This is a genomic window from Clostridium algidicarnis DSM 15099, assembly GCF_002934235.1.
Classification (GTDB): Bacteria; Bacillota; Clostridia; order Clostridiales; family Clostridiaceae; genus Clostridium_L; species Clostridium_L algidicarnis.
This window is the reverse complement of the sequence record NZ_PTIS01000011.1, coordinates 26,031-42,029: the sequence shown is the minus strand read 5'-3', so window position 1 is coordinate 42,029 and position 15,999 is coordinate 26,031. Positions and strand designations below refer to the sequence as shown.

Annotated in this window: 19 protein-coding genes, 1 tRNA gene and 1 other RNA gene; 17 read left to right on the top strand and 4 right to left on the bottom strand. The window is 28.2% G+C overall.

Annotation, left to right across the window (positions count from 1 at the left end):
* Positions 1 to 27 precede the first annotated feature (27 nt).
* The 7 genes from coaE (at position 28) to BD821_RS08610 (ending at position 4,870) form a co-directional block, all read left to right on the top strand.
* Entirely contained in the window at positions 28 to 630 is a 603-nt protein-coding gene (gene coaE / locus BD821_RS08640) for a dephospho-CoA kinase (RefSeq protein WP_104410127.1), read from the top strand.
* A 17-nt stretch (positions 631 to 647) separates the two neighbouring features.
* A complete protein-coding gene (locus BD821_RS08635; RefSeq protein WP_029450832.1) occupies positions 648 to 1,199 on the top strand; it encodes a lytic transglycosylase domain-containing protein in 552 nt (183 codons plus the stop codon).
* A gap of 29 nt (positions 1,200 to 1,228) precedes the next feature.
* Positions 1,229 to 1,648, top strand: a complete 420-nt coding sequence (locus tag BD821_RS08630; RefSeq protein ID WP_029450831.1) for a HutP family protein — start codon at positions 1,229 to 1,231, stop codon at positions 1,646 to 1,648.
* Between the two features lie 302 nt (positions 1,649 to 1,950).
* Entirely contained in the window at positions 1,951 to 2,952 is a 1,002-nt protein-coding gene (locus BD821_RS08625; protein ID WP_104410126.1) for an ABC transporter substrate-binding protein, read from the top strand.
* A gap of 1 nt (position 2,953) precedes the next feature.
* Positions 2,954 to 3,826 (top strand): ABC transporter permease, encoded by an 873-nt coding sequence (locus BD821_RS08620; RefSeq protein WP_104410125.1) that lies wholly within the window; start codon positions 2,954 to 2,956, stop codon positions 3,824 to 3,826.
* Positions 3,819 to 4,613 carry an ABC transporter ATP-binding protein gene (locus BD821_RS08615; RefSeq protein ID WP_104410124.1) on the top strand — a complete coding sequence of 265 codons (795 nt, stop codon included), beginning with the start codon at positions 3,819 to 3,821 and terminating at the stop codon, positions 4,611 to 4,613. The genes BD821_RS08620 and BD821_RS08615 overlap by 8 nt, the downstream gene beginning before the upstream one ends.
* Positions 4,614 to 4,788: 175 nt before the next feature.
* Positions 4,789 to 4,870 (top strand) — tRNA-Leu (locus tag BD821_RS08610).
* A gap of 136 nt (positions 4,871 to 5,006) precedes the next feature.
* Here BD821_RS08610 and trhA read toward each other — a convergent pair.
* Entirely contained in the window at positions 5,007 to 5,654 is a 648-nt protein-coding gene (trhA, locus tag BD821_RS08605; RefSeq protein WP_104410123.1) for a PAQR family membrane homeostasis protein TrhA, read from the bottom strand.
* A gap of 250 nt (positions 5,655 to 5,904) precedes the next feature.
* On the opposite strand from trhA, the gene BD821_RS08600 reads away from it, so the two are divergent.
* The 9 genes from BD821_RS08600 (at position 5,905) to BD821_RS08560 (ending at position 12,230) form a co-directional block, all read left to right on the top strand.
* On the top strand, positions 5,905 to 6,504 hold the full coding sequence (locus BD821_RS08600) for a DUF1836 domain-containing protein (protein WP_104410122.1): 600 nt from the start codon (positions 5,905 to 5,907) through the stop codon (positions 6,502 to 6,504).
* Between the two features lie 64 nt (positions 6,505 to 6,568).
* A non-coding RNA gene (ssrS, locus tag BD821_RS08595) (6S RNA) lies at positions 6,569 to 6,766 on the top strand.
* A gap of 105 nt (positions 6,767 to 6,871) precedes the next feature.
* A complete protein-coding gene (gene msrB / locus BD821_RS08590; RefSeq protein WP_104410121.1) occupies positions 6,872 to 7,324 on the top strand; it encodes a peptide-methionine (R)-S-oxide reductase MsrB in 453 nt (150 codons plus the stop codon).
* Positions 7,325 to 7,553: 229 nt separating this feature from the next.
* Positions 7,554 to 8,501 (top strand): NAD(P)/FAD-dependent oxidoreductase, encoded by a 948-nt coding sequence (locus tag BD821_RS08585; RefSeq protein WP_104410120.1) that lies wholly within the window; start codon positions 7,554 to 7,556, stop codon positions 8,499 to 8,501.
* Positions 8,494 to 8,724, top strand: a complete 231-nt coding sequence (locus BD821_RS08580; protein ID WP_029450823.1) for a glutaredoxin family protein — start codon at positions 8,494 to 8,496, stop codon at positions 8,722 to 8,724. The genes BD821_RS08585 and BD821_RS08580 overlap by 8 nt, the downstream gene beginning before the upstream one ends.
* A 93-nt stretch (positions 8,725 to 8,817) precedes the next feature.
* Positions 8,818 to 9,354 carry a peroxiredoxin gene (locus BD821_RS08575; protein WP_029450822.1) on the top strand — a complete coding sequence of 179 codons (537 nt, stop codon included), beginning with the start codon at positions 8,818 to 8,820 and terminating at the stop codon, positions 9,352 to 9,354.
* Between the two features lie 226 nt (positions 9,355 to 9,580).
* Entirely contained in the window at positions 9,581 to 10,417 is an 837-nt protein-coding gene (locus BD821_RS08570) for a sulfurtransferase (RefSeq protein WP_104410119.1), read from the top strand.
* Between the two features lie 25 nt (positions 10,418 to 10,442).
* Positions 10,443 to 11,345, top strand: a complete 903-nt coding sequence (locus BD821_RS08565; RefSeq protein ID WP_104410118.1) for an FUSC family protein — start codon at positions 10,443 to 10,445, stop codon at positions 11,343 to 11,345.
* 222 nt (positions 11,346 to 11,567) lie between these two features.
* Positions 11,568 to 12,230, top strand: a complete 663-nt coding sequence (locus tag BD821_RS08560) for a TVP38/TMEM64 family protein (protein ID WP_104410117.1) — start codon at positions 11,568 to 11,570, stop codon at positions 12,228 to 12,230.
* Between the two features lie 84 nt (positions 12,231 to 12,314).
* On the opposite strand, the gene BD821_RS08555 is transcribed toward BD821_RS08560, so the two are convergent.
* The 3 genes from BD821_RS08555 to BD821_RS08545 are packed head-to-tail and all read right to left on the bottom strand — an operon-like array spanning position 12,315 to position 15,145.
* The gene (locus BD821_RS08555; RefSeq protein WP_104410116.1) at positions 12,315 to 13,079 is read right to left on the bottom strand and encodes an ABC transporter permease; all 765 of its coding nucleotides are present in this window, start codon (positions 13,077 to 13,079) and stop codon (positions 12,315 to 12,317) included.
* The gene (locus tag BD821_RS08550) at positions 13,076 to 13,738 is read right to left on the bottom strand and encodes an ABC transporter ATP-binding protein (protein ID WP_242971484.1); all 663 of its coding nucleotides are present in this window, start codon (positions 13,736 to 13,738) and stop codon (positions 13,076 to 13,078) included. The genes BD821_RS08555 and BD821_RS08550 overlap by 4 nt, the downstream gene beginning before the upstream one ends.
* Positions 13,739 to 13,747: 9 nt before the next feature.
* The gene (locus BD821_RS08545; protein WP_104410115.1) at positions 13,748 to 15,145 is read right to left on the bottom strand and encodes a M17 family metallopeptidase; all 1,398 of its coding nucleotides are present in this window, start codon (positions 15,143 to 15,145) and stop codon (positions 13,748 to 13,750) included.
* A gap of 285 nt (positions 15,146 to 15,430) precedes the next feature.
* On the opposite strand from BD821_RS08545, the gene BD821_RS08540 reads away from it, so the two are divergent.
* Positions 15,431 to 15,943 carry a GNAT family N-acetyltransferase gene (locus BD821_RS08540; RefSeq protein ID WP_169994077.1) on the top strand — a complete coding sequence of 171 codons (513 nt, stop codon included), beginning with the start codon at positions 15,431 to 15,433 and terminating at the stop codon, positions 15,941 to 15,943.
* Positions 15,944 to 15,999: the final 56 nt, after the last annotated feature.

The window sequence follows — 15,999 nt, the reverse complement described above, 5'->3', positions numbered from 1 at the left end:
ATAAATAATATTAAAGGAGGCACCATCATGCTAAAGATCGGACTTACAGGAGGCATAGCAACAGGCAAAAGTACTGTATCATCTATGCTTAAAGAGGAAGGATTTGCTTTTATTGATGCAGATATTGTATCAACAGAAGTATTTATGCTATATCCTTCACTTACGGATGAGTTAAAGCAAACCTTTAGTGAATCATTTTTTAATGAAGATGGTGCCTTAAAACGAAGAGAGTTTGGAAATTATATATTTAAATATAGTAAAGAAAGAGTAAAATACGAGAATATTATAATACCTTTAATAAAAGATAGAATTAAAGAACTTTTCGATGAATATGAAAAAAAAGGTGAAAAAGTAGTAATTTTAGATGCACCAACACTTATAGAAAATAATATGCAAGATTATGTGGATTATATAATTTTGGTGTGGACAAATAGCCAGGAACAAATAAAAAGATTAATGGACAGAAATAAATTTACAAGGGAAGAAGCTATGGATAGAATAAATTCTCAAATGAACTTAGAAAAGAAAAAGAAATATGTAGATTTTATTATTGATAATAGTGATAGCATAGAATCTACAAAAGAAGAGGTCCATGAATTAATAAGTTTAATTAAAATGCTAAATAATTAATATACCAGGGGGCGAGTATGAAAAATAAGGGTTTTAAAATTGCATACACTATAAGTATAATTTTTGTAGTTTTAGTTAGCTTTTTTTATACAATAAAAGGTTTTATTTACCCATATAAATATAGAAATTTTATAGAACATTATAGTGAGGAATATAGCTTAGATCCTCTTATGGTTGCTGCAATTATAAAGACAGAAAGTGGTTTTAGAAAAGAAGTAAGATCTAATAAAGATGCAGTAGGACTTATGCAGATAACAGAAGATACTTCAAAGTGGGCAGCTGAAAAGATGGATATAAAAGATTTTAATGTAGAAAGCTTAAAAGATCCTGAATTTAATATAAAAATGGGATGTTGGTATTTAGATAATTTAAAAGAAGAATTTAATGGAGATATAGATTTGGTTTTAGCTTCTTACAATGGTGGTAGAGGTCATGTGCAAAAGTGGCTCAAAGATGAAAGATACTCTAAAGATGGTGAAAATTTAAGTTATATACCATTTAAAGAGACCGATAAATATATAAAAAAGGTTAAAGTAAATTATAATATATATAAATTTATATATAAGTAATATACATAAAAGATATTAGGAGGAAACTCATGAGAGAATATAGTAGTCTTGATATAGCAAAGGCTTCAGTAAAAATGGCCATATCATCAAGAAGTGAAGAGGAAGGCCTTATAAAAGACTTTAATAAAGAAGAAATATTAGCAGTGGCAGTAGATATTGGAGGTAATATAACCTCATCTATACCTAAAATAATTGAAAGAGCTTTAGTGGCATCTAAGAGAACAGGTATAATAAAGGATTGTCATGTACATGAGGGTGCAGTTGCAGGAGCTACAAGAGAGGCCATAATTCAAATATCATCAAAGGCAAATGGACTTAATGTAGGAGGTAAAATAGGTATTGCAAGATCTGGTGAACATTTAAGTGTATGCATATTTTTAAGTATAGGTTTGTTACATCTAAATGAAGTGGTTATAGGACTTGGTCATAGATCCATTCCTATTTTATAACATAAAGCTGTAAGTAAGATTTGACATAAAAAATAAATCTTTATATAATAAAGGTGATTAAGTAGTATAGTAGGAAACAACGCAGAAGAAGAAATATTAAATTAAGTAGTATAGAAATAATTGAAAATAAATTAATATAGTGAAAATAAAAGCAATGTAGAATGGTAGAATAGTAGGAGAAAACTTTTATCTTAATAAAGTAAGGTATTTTTTGTGTTAAAATATTTTGGGTTTATTAAGCCTCTCCTTTTTGGAGAGGCTTTTTTTAATATAAGATAATATATAAAAAGGAGAATGGTAGTATGGTAGTAAAAAAGGTAAATGTATTTTTAATTTTAATTATTTCAATGTTATTAGTATTTATGTGGGGCTTAATAAAACCTGTAAAATCAGAGACTAGTACAATAAAATATAAGATAGGTATATCACAAATAGCAGAGCATCCTGCATTGGACCTTTCAAGGGAAGGTTTTATTGAAGGATTGAATTCTAAAGGTCTTGTGAGTGGAGAAAATGTAGATATAGAAATACAAAATTCACAAGGGGATATTGCTATATCACAAATGATAGCTCAAAGATTTGGAGCTTTAAAAAAAGATCTTATATTTGCAATAGGTACACCTTCAGCGCAAACAGCCTATAATAACACAAAAACTACACCTATTATAGTTACAGCCATAACCGATATAGTTTCTTCTGGGATAGTGAAATCAAAAGAAGATATGAATAATAATGTAGCAGGAACATCGGACATGGTTCCTATTTCAAAGCAACTTGAACTTTTGAAAACTTTAATTCCAAAGGCTAAGAAGGTAGGAGTTATATATAATACAAGTGAACTTAATTCAGAGGTTCAAATAAGCAATATGAAGGATATAGCACCAAAGTATGATTTGGAAATAGTTCAAGTTGGAATAAATAATACAAATGAGTTATCCCAGGTATTAGATTCTATAGTAAACACTGTAGATGCTTTGTATATACCAACAGACAACCTTGTAGCATCTTCAATGCCACTTATCTATTCAAAATTTTCTAGTAAGAATAAGCCTATATTTGGAGCAGAAGAAGCTCATGTTAAGTCTGGAGCTTTAGCTACGGATGGCATAAGCTACTATAATCTAGGATTCCAATCTGGAGTTATGGCAGCAGAGGTTTTAGAAGGAAAAGATATAAAGACTATGAAGGTAGAGGAACTTAAAGATACTCAAATAGTTATAAATCAACAAGTATGTAGGAAGCTTAATATAGATATACCAAAAGATATATTAGATAAAGCAATTATAGTAGAGGAGGTACAATAATATGGAGTTTTTAATTAGCATTTTAGAACAAGGATTTATATTTGGTATAGCAGCATTAGGAGTTTATATAACTTATACTATATTAGACTTTCCAGATCTTTCGGTAGATGGTACCTTCACACTAGGAGCTTCAGTATCAACTATTATGATATTTAAAGGTATAAATCCGTTTATAACACTTCTAGCTTCAATAATAGCGGGAGCTTTAGCAGGACTTATTACAGGAGCACTTCATGAAAGACTAAAAATAACTAATCTTTTATCAGGAATACTTGTAATGATAGGATTATATTCAATAAATTTAAGAATAATGGGAAAGGCAAACGTAGCTATATTTAATAATAAAAATATATTTTTAGATAAAAGTCCTTTAATAATAATTACTATGTTTGTAGTTATTACAAAAGTTATGTTAGATTTATTTTTTAAAACTCATATAGGATATGCAATAAAAGGTGCTGGAGACAATGAAACTTTAATAACTTCCCTTGGAATAAACAGTTCTAAAGTAAGGATATTAGCTCTTATGATATCTAATGGAATAGTTGCTTTTTCAGGAGCTATAATGGCACAATATCAAAGATTTTCAGATATTTCTATGGGAAATGGAACTGTAGTTATGGCTTTAGCCTCTATAATAATGGGACAATCATTTCTTAAAAAAGAAAGTAAGATAACAGCTACAACTAAGGTAATAGTTGGATCAATAATGTATAAATTAAGTATTGGATTAGTACTTAAAATGGGACTACCACCAACAGATTTAAAGCTTATAACAGCATTTATAGTAGTAATAGCAATAAGTTTAAATAATAAGAGCATCTTTAAAAACATTAAGGGACTTGTAATGGTAGGAGGAGAAAAAAATGCTTAGTTTAAAGTCTATAAGTAAAAGTTTTAATAAAGGAAGCATAAATGAAATCAGTATATTTGAAGATTTTAATCTGGATATAAAAAAGGGGGATTTTGTATCAGTAGTTGGAAGTAATGGGGCAGGTAAATCTACTTTATTGAATTTGATTTCAGGAAATATAATATCAGATAAGGGTACAATAAGCTTAAATGAAGAAAATATAACCCATTATGAAAATTATAAAAGATCTAAATTTATAGGTAGGGTATACCAAGATCCAGCTAAGGGTACATCACCTTCTATGAGCATAATGGAGAATTTATCTATATGTAATAATAAAGGCAAGAGTTTTGGTCTTAAATTTTGCATAAAAAAAGATACAGAAAAACACTTTAAAGATGAACTTTCTATATTAAATATGGGTCTTGAAAACAAACTACATACAAAGGTTGGAAGCCTTTCAGGGGGGCAAAGGCAAGCTTTGTCACTACTAATGGCAACTATGGTGAGCCCTGATGTACTTTTATTAGATGAACATACAGCAGCATTAGATCCTAATACTTCAGAAAATATAATAAATATTACTGAAAATATAGTTAAAGATAAAGGTATTACAACTATTATGGTAACCCATAATTTAAGTCATGCAATAACCTTTGGAAATAGACTAATATTAATGCATAAGGGAGCTATAGTAAAAGACTTAGAAGAAGATTTTAAATTAAAACTTCAAGTAAATGATCTTATTGAAGAATTTAAAAATGTGGCCTCTAGCAATGATCTAAGTGATACCATGCTTTTATCTTAAAAGGTAGATAAGCTATATAGAAAATACACTAATACATTTAATTATAATAGTATACAAGTTTTATGATTAAAAGTAGACTAAAATTGAATTTAAATTTAATATAATCAATAATGTTTAAAAAACATTATTGATTATATTAATTAATGCTGATATAATATGATAAGTAAATGAATGCGCGAGAGTGGCGGAATGGCAGACGCGCACGCTTGAGGTGCGTGTGGGAAACTGTACGGGTTCAAGTCCCGTCTTTCGCACCAAAATAAACCGTAAGTATTATCAATATTTTGATAATACTTACGGTTTTAAATTTATTATAAATATCAATACGTTAACTTGGAATGATATCTAATTGATGTATCGAGATTTTTAAGTTCCAATAATACGATAATTAAGTTACATTATATAATTATATACTAATATAAAGTGACTAAAGCTTCCTAGTAAAACAAATATATGAAATAGTTCATGAAACCCGAACTTTTTAGATATATTAGGTGCTTTTAGAGCATAGATAATGCCGCCTATAGTATAAAACACTCCACCTACAAATAGCCATACAAACGCTTCTATAGGAAGTACCTTAGATAAAGGTCTAAGTGCTGCGACTAAGATCCAACCCATAAATATATAAAAGGCTGTAGAAAGCATTCTTGGGCTATTAAACCAAAATATTTTTAATAAAACTCCAAGTATAGCTAAAGACCAAATTGATATAAAAACTCCCCATCTCCAATACCCTTGAAGAGCTATTAAACATATAGGTGTGTAAGTGCCAGCTATTAAAACAAATATCATAGAATGATCAAGTTTTCTCAAAACTTTTGTAACTCCATCTGAAGCTATTACGAGATGGTATACTGAGCTTGCAGTATATAGAAAAATAAGACTTAATCCAAATATTATAGAAGAAACTAGCACGAGGTTGCTTGAATATCCAACCCTTGCATACTTAATAATCATTGCAATTAATCCCACCAAAGAGACTATTGCTCCAAATAAGTGACTAAAACCACTTATTGGATCTCTAAATTTTTTATCCATTCACACCACTCCTTAGAATCGATACTAGTATACTTAGTTATGGAAACTATGTAATGCTATATGAATATTATACAACTGATTATATACAAATGTAAAGTGAAATAATGTATTTAAAAATAAAAATATTAAAATTATATATGACTTGCATTTTATAGAAAATACTAATAACATATAAAATATAAAACATGAATATGAATTCAAATAGTTTTAATTTTTAAACTATGTAGTTTTCATAGATTGGAGTAGAATTGTGGATAAAGAGAGTTTAGATAAACTACTTAATAGTATGAATTTTGAAGAAGAGGTTAAATTTCAAGATATACCATCAATAGATCTTTATATGGATCAAGTTATTAGTATATTTGAAAACAGCCTCAAAGGATATAAAAGAAACGAAAAAGATAAGATTTTAACTAAAACCATGATAAATAATTACGTTAAAGATAAGCTTTTAATGGGGGTTAAGAACAAAAAATATAGTAGAGAACATATAATTTTACTAATATTAATATATAATTTAAAACAAAGTTTAGCAATAGGAGATATTAAAAAGACGCTGACTCCATTAATTGAAAAATTAGAAGACAAAAAAGAAAGTATACCTATTAAAGATTTTTATGATATATTTTTAAATATAAAAAAGGAAGAAACACTTTTAGTAAATGAAGATTTATATAAAAAGTTAGAAATAATAAGTTCTAACATAGTAAAAAGTAATTTTGAGGAAAAGGATAGAGATTATCTTACATCTTTATTCATGATAATTTCGCTAATAAACACCTCAAATATGTATAAAAAATTAGCAGAAAAGTTTATAGATGATAATATTAAGGGAATGGATGAAAAATAAAGCAAAGGTAAATCTAAAAAAAGATATTGACTGAAATGTTCATAAGTGATATATTTAAACCAAGATCAATCTGAGGTATTTGTGAAGCTCTTATTTTGAACCTACATCATTAAAACGGGAGTTTAAAATATAATTGTGAATTTGACTTATAAGTCCTAATGTATGACATTCACCTAGGCAAGGTTTTTGAAACAATATTGAGGACACCCACCTATCGGATAGATAGGTGTCAAAATTAGGGCAACGGTATTTCGGATTATAAATACAAATGAAATTATAAGTAAGAAGAGGTTTTTAAACCTCTTTTTTTATTTACATTCAATAAATCAGAATATTCAAAAATAGATATAAAAAAGGAGAATGATTTATGACAAATAAGTTTTTAAAAGATGATAAAGATAAAATATTAAAGGAATTATCCTCTACAGAATATAAAGTAACGCAAGAAAATGGAACAGAGCCAGCATTTAGGAATAAATTTTTTAATCATGAAGAGGAAGGCATATATGTGGATATAGTTTCTGGAGAGCCCCTTTTTACTTCTTTTGATAAATTTAAGTCTAGTTGTGGTTGGCCTAGCTTTTCAAAACCATTAGAAGAAGGATATGTGAAGGAAGAGAAAGATTTAAGCCACGGTATGAATAGAATTGAAGTAAGAAGTAAAGAGGCAGATTCGCATTTAGGTCACGTGTTTACAGATGGACCAATAGAAAAGGGTGGACTTAGATATTGTATAAACAGTGCAGCTTTAAGATTCATTCCTAAAGAGGATCTTGAAAGTGAAGGTTATGGGGAATATTTAAAATTATTTAAAGATTAATTAATAAAGCTAAATTTTAAAAAAACATATTTGAAATTTAGCTTTATATATTTTTAAGAAATTTTAATTAATTATATAAAAATGTGGACAAAAAAGATAAACAAATATTATAAATTTATAGTTTGAAGCTTGACAAAATAATGTGGATGGACTATTATAAATACATACCAAACAATAATAATTATTAGTTAGTAGTCATTACAACAATAAAAGTAAAGTGGTGTTGCGGATGAATAAAGAAGAAAAATATATAGACTTAGTAATAATAGGATCAGGACCAGCAGGACTTACAGCTGCAATATATGCGGCTAGAATGAAACTAAACTTTATAGTCCTTGAAGATGAACTTATAGGAGGCCAAATAAGATCTACATATTCTGTTGAAAACTATCCTGGCTTTAAATTTATAAGTGGTCAAGAACTTGTAGATAAGTTTTATGAGCAGGCACTAAATGCAGGGGCTACCATAGATGAATTTGATAATATATTAAGGGTGAGTCTTAAAGATAATGAAAAGATTATAGAAACTGATAGTTTTATTTATAAACCAGAAACAGTAATAATTGCTACAGGATCTCAGTATAGACCTCTACCTATAAAGGAAGAAGCAACCTACCATGGAAATGGAATTCACCACTGTGAGCTATGCGATGGAGAAATGTATGAAGATAAGGATATCATTGTTGTGGGTGGAGGAAATTCAGCCATAGAAGGTGCACTATTTTTATCAAGGTACGCTAAAACCATAACTATAGTTCATCAATTTGATAATCTTCAAGCAGAAAAAAATTTACAATACGAAGTATTAAACCATCCAAAGGTAACTATGGTTTGGGATTCTGAAATAAGACATGCATATGGTGAGGACAAACTAGAAGAGGTATTAGTAGAAAATTTAAAAACTAAAAAGACAAGTAAAATTAAAACTGATGGCATTTTTGTTTATATTGGAATGATACCAAAAACAAAGATGTTTGAAGATCAAGTTAATATAGACAAGTGGGGCTATATAAAAGCAGGAGAAACTACAGAAACAAATGTAGAAGGAGTTTTTGTTGCAGGAGATGTAAGAGAAAAGCTATTTAGGCAACTTACAACAGCTAATGCAGATGGTACAGTTGCAGCTCTTATGGCTGAAAGATATATAGTAAACAAAAGGAGGAAAAGTAATGGTTAAAATATACACTACTCCAAATTGTCCTTATTGTAAAAAGGCAAAAAGCTACTTTGATATGAAAAATATTGAGTATGAAGATATCAATGTAGGAGAAGATAAAGAAAAAAGACAAGAAATGATAGAAAAGTCAGGTCAGCAATCGGTACCTGTACTTGATATAAATGGAGAAATAATACTAGGATTTAATAAGTATGCAGTAGATGCTGCTTTAAATAATAATTAACAGATCTAAAATTTAATTAAAAACTTAAATATAATAAAAACATTAAAAACAAACAAAAATATTAAAATAAACATATTAAAGGAGGATTTTATAATGGAAAGATTAGTAGGTAAACCAGCACCTTGTTTTAAAATGAATGCAGTAAAGGGTGACGGAAGCGACTTTTTAGAAATCAAATCAGAGGATTACAAAGGAAAATGGCTAGTTATGTTCTTCTATCCACTAGATTTCACTTTTGTGTGTCCAACAGAAATAACTGCTTTTAGTGATAGGGCTGAAGATTTTAAGAAGCTTGGAGCGGAACTTTTAACTGTAAGTTGTGATAGTGAATATTCTCATCAAGCTTGGATAAAACAAGATAAAGCTAATGGAGGACTTGGACAAATTAACTTCCCAATGGCTTCTGATAAAAAATATGGAGTAGCTAAAGATTACGGAGTATTTGTAGAAGAAGAAGCTATTTCATTAAGAGGTCTATTTATAATAGATCCAGATGGAGAAGTAAAATATCAAGTAGTTCATGACCTTAATGTAGGCAGAAACGTAGATGAAACAATTAGAGTGTTAAAAGCACTTCAAACTGGTGGGATGTGTCCAGCTAACTGGGAAGAGGGAGAATCTTTACTTTAAAATTTCTAAAAAAAGTTAATAAATAAATATATTAAAAGCCTTCAAATTAACATATTTGAAGGCTTTTTAGCTAATAATATATTAATGATTATAATTACTATGAAAAAGTAGAGATGTGTAAAAGCAAGCACTTTTATATCTCTTTTTTATATATTATGGTTATGATATAATATATGGTTATGATATAATATGATAAAGTATTTTAATAAAAAGAGGGAGGCGCACTATGAAAAATTTAATGAAACTCGAGGACTTCTTAAAGATAAAGGATGATAAAGAATTTGTGCTTTTAGATTGTAGATTTAATTTAAGTGATAAAGAATATGGTAAAAAGGCATTTAATGAAGGACACATAAAGGGAGCTATGTATGTAGATTTAGAAACTGAATTAACAGGAGAAGTCAAAGAGCATGGAGGAAGACACCCTCTTCCAAATTTAAAAAACTTCACAAAAGATATGAATAAAAAGTTTGTAGATGATGATATAGATGTTATAATATATGATGATGGAGATTTAGCTGCAGCATCAAGACTTTGGTGGATATTTAAGTATATTGGAAAAGAAAATGTATATATATTAGAAGAAGGCATAAAGGCATGGAAAGATAGAAATCTTCCGTTAGAACAAAAACAAACTATTAATAGTGATAGAACTGTAGGAAATTTATCCTTAAATATAAAAGATGATATGTATTGTGATATACAATATGTAAAAGATAATCTAGATACTGTTTTTATAATGGATGTTAGAGAAGAAGAAAGGTATTTAGGGGATGGTGAACCAGTGGATAAAAAAGCAGGGCATATCCCAGGGGCTAAAAACTATTTTTGGAAAGATAATTTTAATGATTTTAAGGTTAAGCCAAAAGAGGAATTAAAGGAATTATTAAAGGGCTTAAAGGAAAAGGAAACTATAATAGTACATTGTGGATCTGGGATTACAGGTTCTGTAAGTGTAATGATTTTAGATGAACTAGGTATTAAAGCTAAACTTTATGGAGGTAGTTGGAGTGATTGGATAAGCTACGATGAGAACCCTATTGTAGTAGGAGAAGAAAGATAATAAAAATTAATGGCGGTGGTAATCTATGAAAATAGGCATGAGAACTATAAAAACTGCCTTATCAGTTTCTATATGCATTCTTATTTCTAGAGTATTCCCAATAAACAATGCACTTTATGCTTGTATTGCGGCTATTATAACTATGGGTAGCAGTGTATCTAATTCATATAAATCAGGATTAAACAGAATAAAAGGAACTATTGTAGGAGCTTTGGTAGGGCTTGTAATGTCCCTCATAGCTCCAGGCAATATATTGCTTGTAGGTATTGGAATAGTTATAATAATAACTATATGTAACTATTTCAAATGGGACAAATCCATCGCAACATCTTGTACTGTATTTTGTGTTATATTTATAAGCTTAAATGGAAGAAGTCCTTTGGAATATAGTATATATAGAACCTTGGATACGATAATAGGTATAGTTGTATCTTTAGTAGTTAATTACACTATTGCACCTCCTAAGATACATGAAAATGTAGTTATATCTTATAAAAGTTTAAAAGATGAATTATTTAATTTATGTAAAAGTGCAATATTAAATCCTATAGAGTTTAATTTAAATGAATTTAAACACTATATAGATGCTTTGGAAAGTAGCATAAAGATGCACGATGAAGAGGTTTCTTCTATAACCGAAGGATTAGAGCTAATAGATGATTATAAGGAATTTATGAAAGAAACCAAGAAATTATATATTTATTTTGAAATGATGAGTACCATGCAAGAAGATTTATTAATATTAAATAGTGATAATAGAAAAAGCTATGAAGAGATTTTCAATTCTACCTATGAGATAGAATTGAAGGATATTAAGCTTTTAAAAGAGTCATTTATTATAGAAGAAGAAAATATAGTATACAATTATAATGTTAATAAAATATGCAATATATTAAGGAATATACAAAATAATCCTATAAAAGCGTAGAAGTACAATGGTAGATTCCATACATGATTAAAGTAAATACTTTAATCATAATAATATAATTTAAAAAATGCTTAGTATTTAAAATGGATAAACATCCACTTAAATACTAAGTTTTAATTTGCAACAAAAATATATTTATTATTTTTAAAATATATTTGTATTTTTTTTATGTTAATGTGATAATATGATAAAGAAGTTTAAAAATGAAGAGGTAGAATTAATATGAATAAAAAAAATAGAGAACGGTTATTGATAGGATTATTTATAGTGGCTTTTTTAATTTTTGTGTTTATTAATAGAAATAGGCTAAGACAATTTATTTGCCTCGGAAACTTTATTAATTATGTTAGAAGTTATGGTAAATATGCGTTTGTTTGTTTTATATTAATATTTGCTCTAAAGCCATTAGTTTTGGTATTGCCGTCAGCTATGTTTTCTATTGCAGCTGGAATAGTATTTGGTCCAGTTAAAGGCTTTATGGTAAATATGATTGGGTTTTTCTTATCAGGTACACTAGCTTTTTATCTTTCAAGATTTTTAGGAAAAGATTTTGTAGACAAGATATTGAAAGGGCGAGCATTAAATTTTAATAACAATATGGAGAAAGATGGATTTAAGATATTGTTTCTGTTAAGACTTCCACCTGTGCTACCCTATGATCCATTAAGCTACACTAGCGGACTTACAAAAATAACATATAAAGCCTTTATACTAGCATCCGTATTAGGTGTTATACCAGAGACTATATGTTATTCATATATGGGAGAAAACATATTAAATCCACTCTCAGCTAAGTTTATTGTCCCTTCTTTAATAATTTTATCAGCCACATTGTTATCTACCTTGGCTTTTAATAAAAGTAAAGATATAAACAAGCTATCTTAAAAGAAATAGAACTTCATGATATTTTATTTAGATATAGTTATATAAAAAAAGTACTGTCTTCAAAAATGAAAGACAGTACTTTTTTTATAGAGATAATTGTTTTCGCTTGTTAAAAAATGATCTGTAGGACATAAAACAAGCTAAGAATGCAGAAATTGAAGTTGTTGCAAGTAACATGAATGTAACCATTATTTGAAACTTTATAGCTTCAATTGGAGGAGTCCCAGCTAGTATAAGACCAGTCATCATACCAGGAAGAGAAACTATTCCAAGAGTTTTAGTAGAATCTATAGTTGGTATCATACCTGTTTTCATAGCATCCCTTATAATGTGCATAGAGGATGGTAATATTTCTGCACCTAATGATAGTTTAGTTTCGATTTCATCCCTATAATTTTTAAAGTTAACATTTAATTGTTTATAACAAAGACCGATAGCTACCATGGCATTACCTATAACCATTCCTGATACAGGGATTACAGAGTAAGGCTCATATTTTATAGATTTAGATAATACTAAAACACCTAAGGTTATAATAGTACCAGCTCCTATGGAAACAAAAGAGATAAGCAAGACATTATGGATGTTACTGCCTCTTTTTCTAGCATTCATGGATGCATTAAATATCATAAATAACATTAATAAAGTTGTAAAAGCATAACTTTTAAGACCAAACACATAGTTTAAAACATAACCTACTAATGTTAATTGAATTACAGCTCTAATAACACCTATTATTATCTCTTTTTCTAATTTGAGTTTTTGCGAATGTGATATAAATATAGATACAAGTACTAAAGAAGAAGCTATTAAAAGCGAGTAAATATTTAACGTATTTTCCGCATTCATCTTATCACCTCTAAATTTTTTAATTTACCACCTTCCACGGAAAGAAGTTTATTAGCATACTTTTTACTTTGTTCCATATTGTGTGTTACCCAAAGTATAGTCATACCCTCTGAGTTTAATTTATTTATAACAGATTCAACTATTTTCGTATTTTCTGCATCTAGGGCAGAGGTTACCTCATCTAAAAGTAAAACTTCTGGCTTAAACAAGATGCCCCTAATAAGTGCTATTCGTTGTTTTTCTCCACCGGAAAGTTTATGAATATCCTTGTCTAATATTGAATATGGGAGATCAAATATTTTGAGAAGGTATTTGATTCTATCTTTGTCTAGTGTTTTCTTCCTTGTAGTGTAAGGAAATTTTAAATTATCCATTACTGTATCACCAAAAAGTACAGGGTTTTGGAAACAATAAGTTATCTGTCGTCTTAATTCATAAGGGGAATAGTCTAGGTAATCTTTACCTTTAAATTCAATAGTTCCTGAACTTTGAGATATAAGATGACTAAATAATTTTAAAATAGTGCTCTTTCCACTACCTGAAGGTCCAACTATTGATATATAATCTTTTTCATTTACATTCAGACTAAAATTATCTATTATTATATTATTTTTATCCTTATCCTTATAAGTTACGTTTTTCATAGTAAGCAAATTAATCAACCCCTATTATTCTTTAGTCAAAAAGTTTAACAAAGTTCTAAAAGGAATACAAGTAGCGCCTTTATCATAGGCACCTGTAGTTTTGGTATTATACATAAAGCCAGCTATATCTAAGTGGGCAAAGGATACATCTTCAGCAAAGTACTCTAAAAACTTACTAGCTACAATAGCACCGCAATTTGTTCCACTGTTTTTTATATCAGCATTAGCTGTTTTTAATTGATCTAAGTATTCTTCGTTACTTGGGAATCTCCATAGATATTCATCTACTTCTCTTCCAGACTTTGTAAGTGTAAAGGCAAGTTCGTTAGAATTTGTAAAAAGACCTAAATTTGTGTCACCTAAAAAATTAGCACAAGAACCTGTAAGCGTTGCAATATCAATTATAAAATTCGCGCCTAATTCTTTAGCATAAGTTATAGCATCACAAAGCACCATTCTTCCTTCGGCGTCCGTAGATATTATTTCTACAGTTTTACCGCTGTAAGTTGTTATAACATCACCAGGTTTAAAGGCTTTACTAGAAGGCATATTTTCAACAACAGGTATTAAAGCCATAATATTTTTCTTAGGCTTAATCTTTCCTATGGCATCCATAAGCCCAATAGCTATAGAGCCCCCTACCATATCATAAATCATTTTCTCCATGCCCTTACCAGGTTTTAAAGTTATACCACCAGCATCGAAGGTAACACCTTTACCGACGATAGCAAATATATCTTTACTATCTTTGTCACCTAAATATTGCATAACTATAAGACTTGGGTCATTTGTACTTCCTTTAGCTACTGAAAGTATGCCACCCATGCCCATTTGTTCTAATTTAAACTTATCTATTATTTCTATATCAAGGTTGTGTTTTTTTGCTATGCTTTGAGAAGTTGTCACCAAATATTTAGGGGTAACAATATTAGAAGGCATATTAGAAAGATTTCTTGAAAGATTAATTGAAGTACCAACTTCATAACCCTTAATTATGGAAGACTCAAAATCTGAAATTAAATTAATATTAGATAATTTAATAGTGTGGCTTTTGGATTTTATACCTTCATATTTATAAAGAGATAATGCAATGGATTCCCCTAAGGTGTATCCTACATCTTCAGTGAAATTATCTAATATATCTATATTTTCAAGTTTGTTTTTAAAATTTAAAATAAAGTTACCTAGACCATGGAAAAGTTTTGAATTATTATATTCCTCAGTAAGTCCAAGACCTACTATATAAATATTGTCATAACTACTTTTTCCAAGTGTATTTATACATTCAATTTCTTTATAATTACCAGTATTTTTTGAAAAGCTTAATATTTCTTTTATATTTTCAGGATAATCTAGATTGTAGTTTTGAAATTTAAATATTAAAATATTTGAATATTTTTTACTGTTACTAATTTCAATCATAGTCTCACACCCCTTATTAATATTACCTACTATAATAACATATTAAATTTATAAATAAAATGTTGTACTATACTATATTAAATAAAAGTAAATATATAAGTAAGGAATATTAAGATTAAGTACTTAAAACTACCTTTATATAAAAGTTATATAAAGGTAAATCTATATTTTTGTAGAATTAATATTATTATAGGTATTTTAAGGAGGTGAATGGTTGCATAATATTTAGCGAAATATACATTGAAAGATGTATATTCTTTTGTATAAATGTTATCAGCGAAATGTATGTTTAATTTTAAAACGGCTATAGATGATGTTGTTATAAGCGATATTAATAAAGAAGATCTGATAGATGTTAGACAATGGCTAAATTCTCAAAAGGATATGGATAAGGATTTTGAGAATAAAGGAATAACTTTTGAAGAAATGTTAGAAAGATTTTTAGAATATTATATAAGTGAAAATGAAATTTTCTTTAAAATAACTAAAGATAAAAAAATAATAGGTATCTTTAAAGGAAGATTTGAATTTAAAGATATAAATCAATTTATAATATGGTATTTTTTAATAGATAAAAAGCATAGAAATAAAGGTATTGGAACTAAAATAATTACTAAATTAATAGAATACAGTAAAGAAAAAATGAATATAGATGAGATTTGCTCAGTTACAATAAAAGATAATTATGATGGAATAAGGTTTTGGAAGAATCTAGGCTTTAAAGAAATGAGAATAGTTAAAGATTTTTTTGATAGGGGTAATAAAACAAAAGATATGATTATTTTAAAAAAGAACTAAAGAAAATTAAAAAGTTTAAAGAAAGTATTATATAAATTATATTTTCATAATTTCTA

Coding starts and splice junctions, on each gene's coding strand:
- msrB (WP_104410121.1), top strand. CDS start 6,872: ATGACAAATAAGTTTTTAAAAGATGATAAAGATAAAATATTAAAGGAA.
- BD821_RS08630 (WP_029450831.1), top strand. CDS start 1,229: ATGAGAGAATATAGTAGTCTTGATATAGCAAAGGCTTCAGTAAAAATG.
- BD821_RS08620 (WP_104410125.1), top strand. CDS start 2,954: ATGGAGTTTTTAATTAGCATTTTAGAACAAGGATTTATATTTGGTATA.
- BD821_RS08555 (WP_104410116.1), bottom strand. CDS start 13,079: ATGAATGCGGAAAATACGTTAAATATTTACTCGCTTTTAATAGCTTCT.
- BD821_RS08615 (WP_104410124.1), top strand. CDS start 3,819: ATGCTTAGTTTAAAGTCTATAAGTAAAAGTTTTAATAAAGGAAGCATA.
- BD821_RS08625 (WP_104410126.1), top strand. CDS start 1,951: ATGGTAGTAAAAAAGGTAAATGTATTTTTAATTTTAATTATTTCAATG.
- BD821_RS08570 (WP_104410119.1), top strand. CDS start 9,581: ATGAAAAATTTAATGAAACTCGAGGACTTCTTAAAGATAAAGGATGAT.
- coaE (WP_104410127.1), top strand. CDS start 28: ATGCTAAAGATCGGACTTACAGGAGGCATAGCAACAGGCAAAAGTACT.
- BD821_RS08580 (WP_029450823.1), top strand. CDS start 8,494: ATGGTTAAAATATACACTACTCCAAATTGTCCTTATTGTAAAAAGGCA.
- BD821_RS08540 (WP_169994077.1), top strand. CDS start 15,431: ATGTTTAATTTTAAAACGGCTATAGATGATGTTGTTATAAGCGATATT.
- BD821_RS08565 (WP_104410118.1), top strand. CDS start 10,443: ATGAAAATAGGCATGAGAACTATAAAAACTGCCTTATCAGTTTCTATA.
- BD821_RS08635 (WP_029450832.1), top strand. CDS start 648: ATGAAAAATAAGGGTTTTAAAATTGCATACACTATAAGTATAATTTTT.
- BD821_RS08545 (WP_104410115.1), bottom strand. CDS start 15,145: ATGATTGAAATTAGTAACAGTAAAAAATATTCAAATATTTTAATATTT.
- trhA (WP_104410123.1), bottom strand. CDS start 5,654: ATGGATAAAAAATTTAGAGATCCAATAAGTGGTTTTAGTCACTTATTT.
- BD821_RS08560 (WP_104410117.1), top strand. CDS start 11,568: ATGAATAAAAAAAATAGAGAACGGTTATTGATAGGATTATTTATAGTG.
- BD821_RS08585 (WP_104410120.1), top strand. CDS start 7,554: ATGAATAAAGAAGAAAAATATATAGACTTAGTAATAATAGGATCAGGA.
- BD821_RS08575 (WP_029450822.1), top strand. CDS start 8,818: ATGGAAAGATTAGTAGGTAAACCAGCACCTTGTTTTAAAATGAATGCA.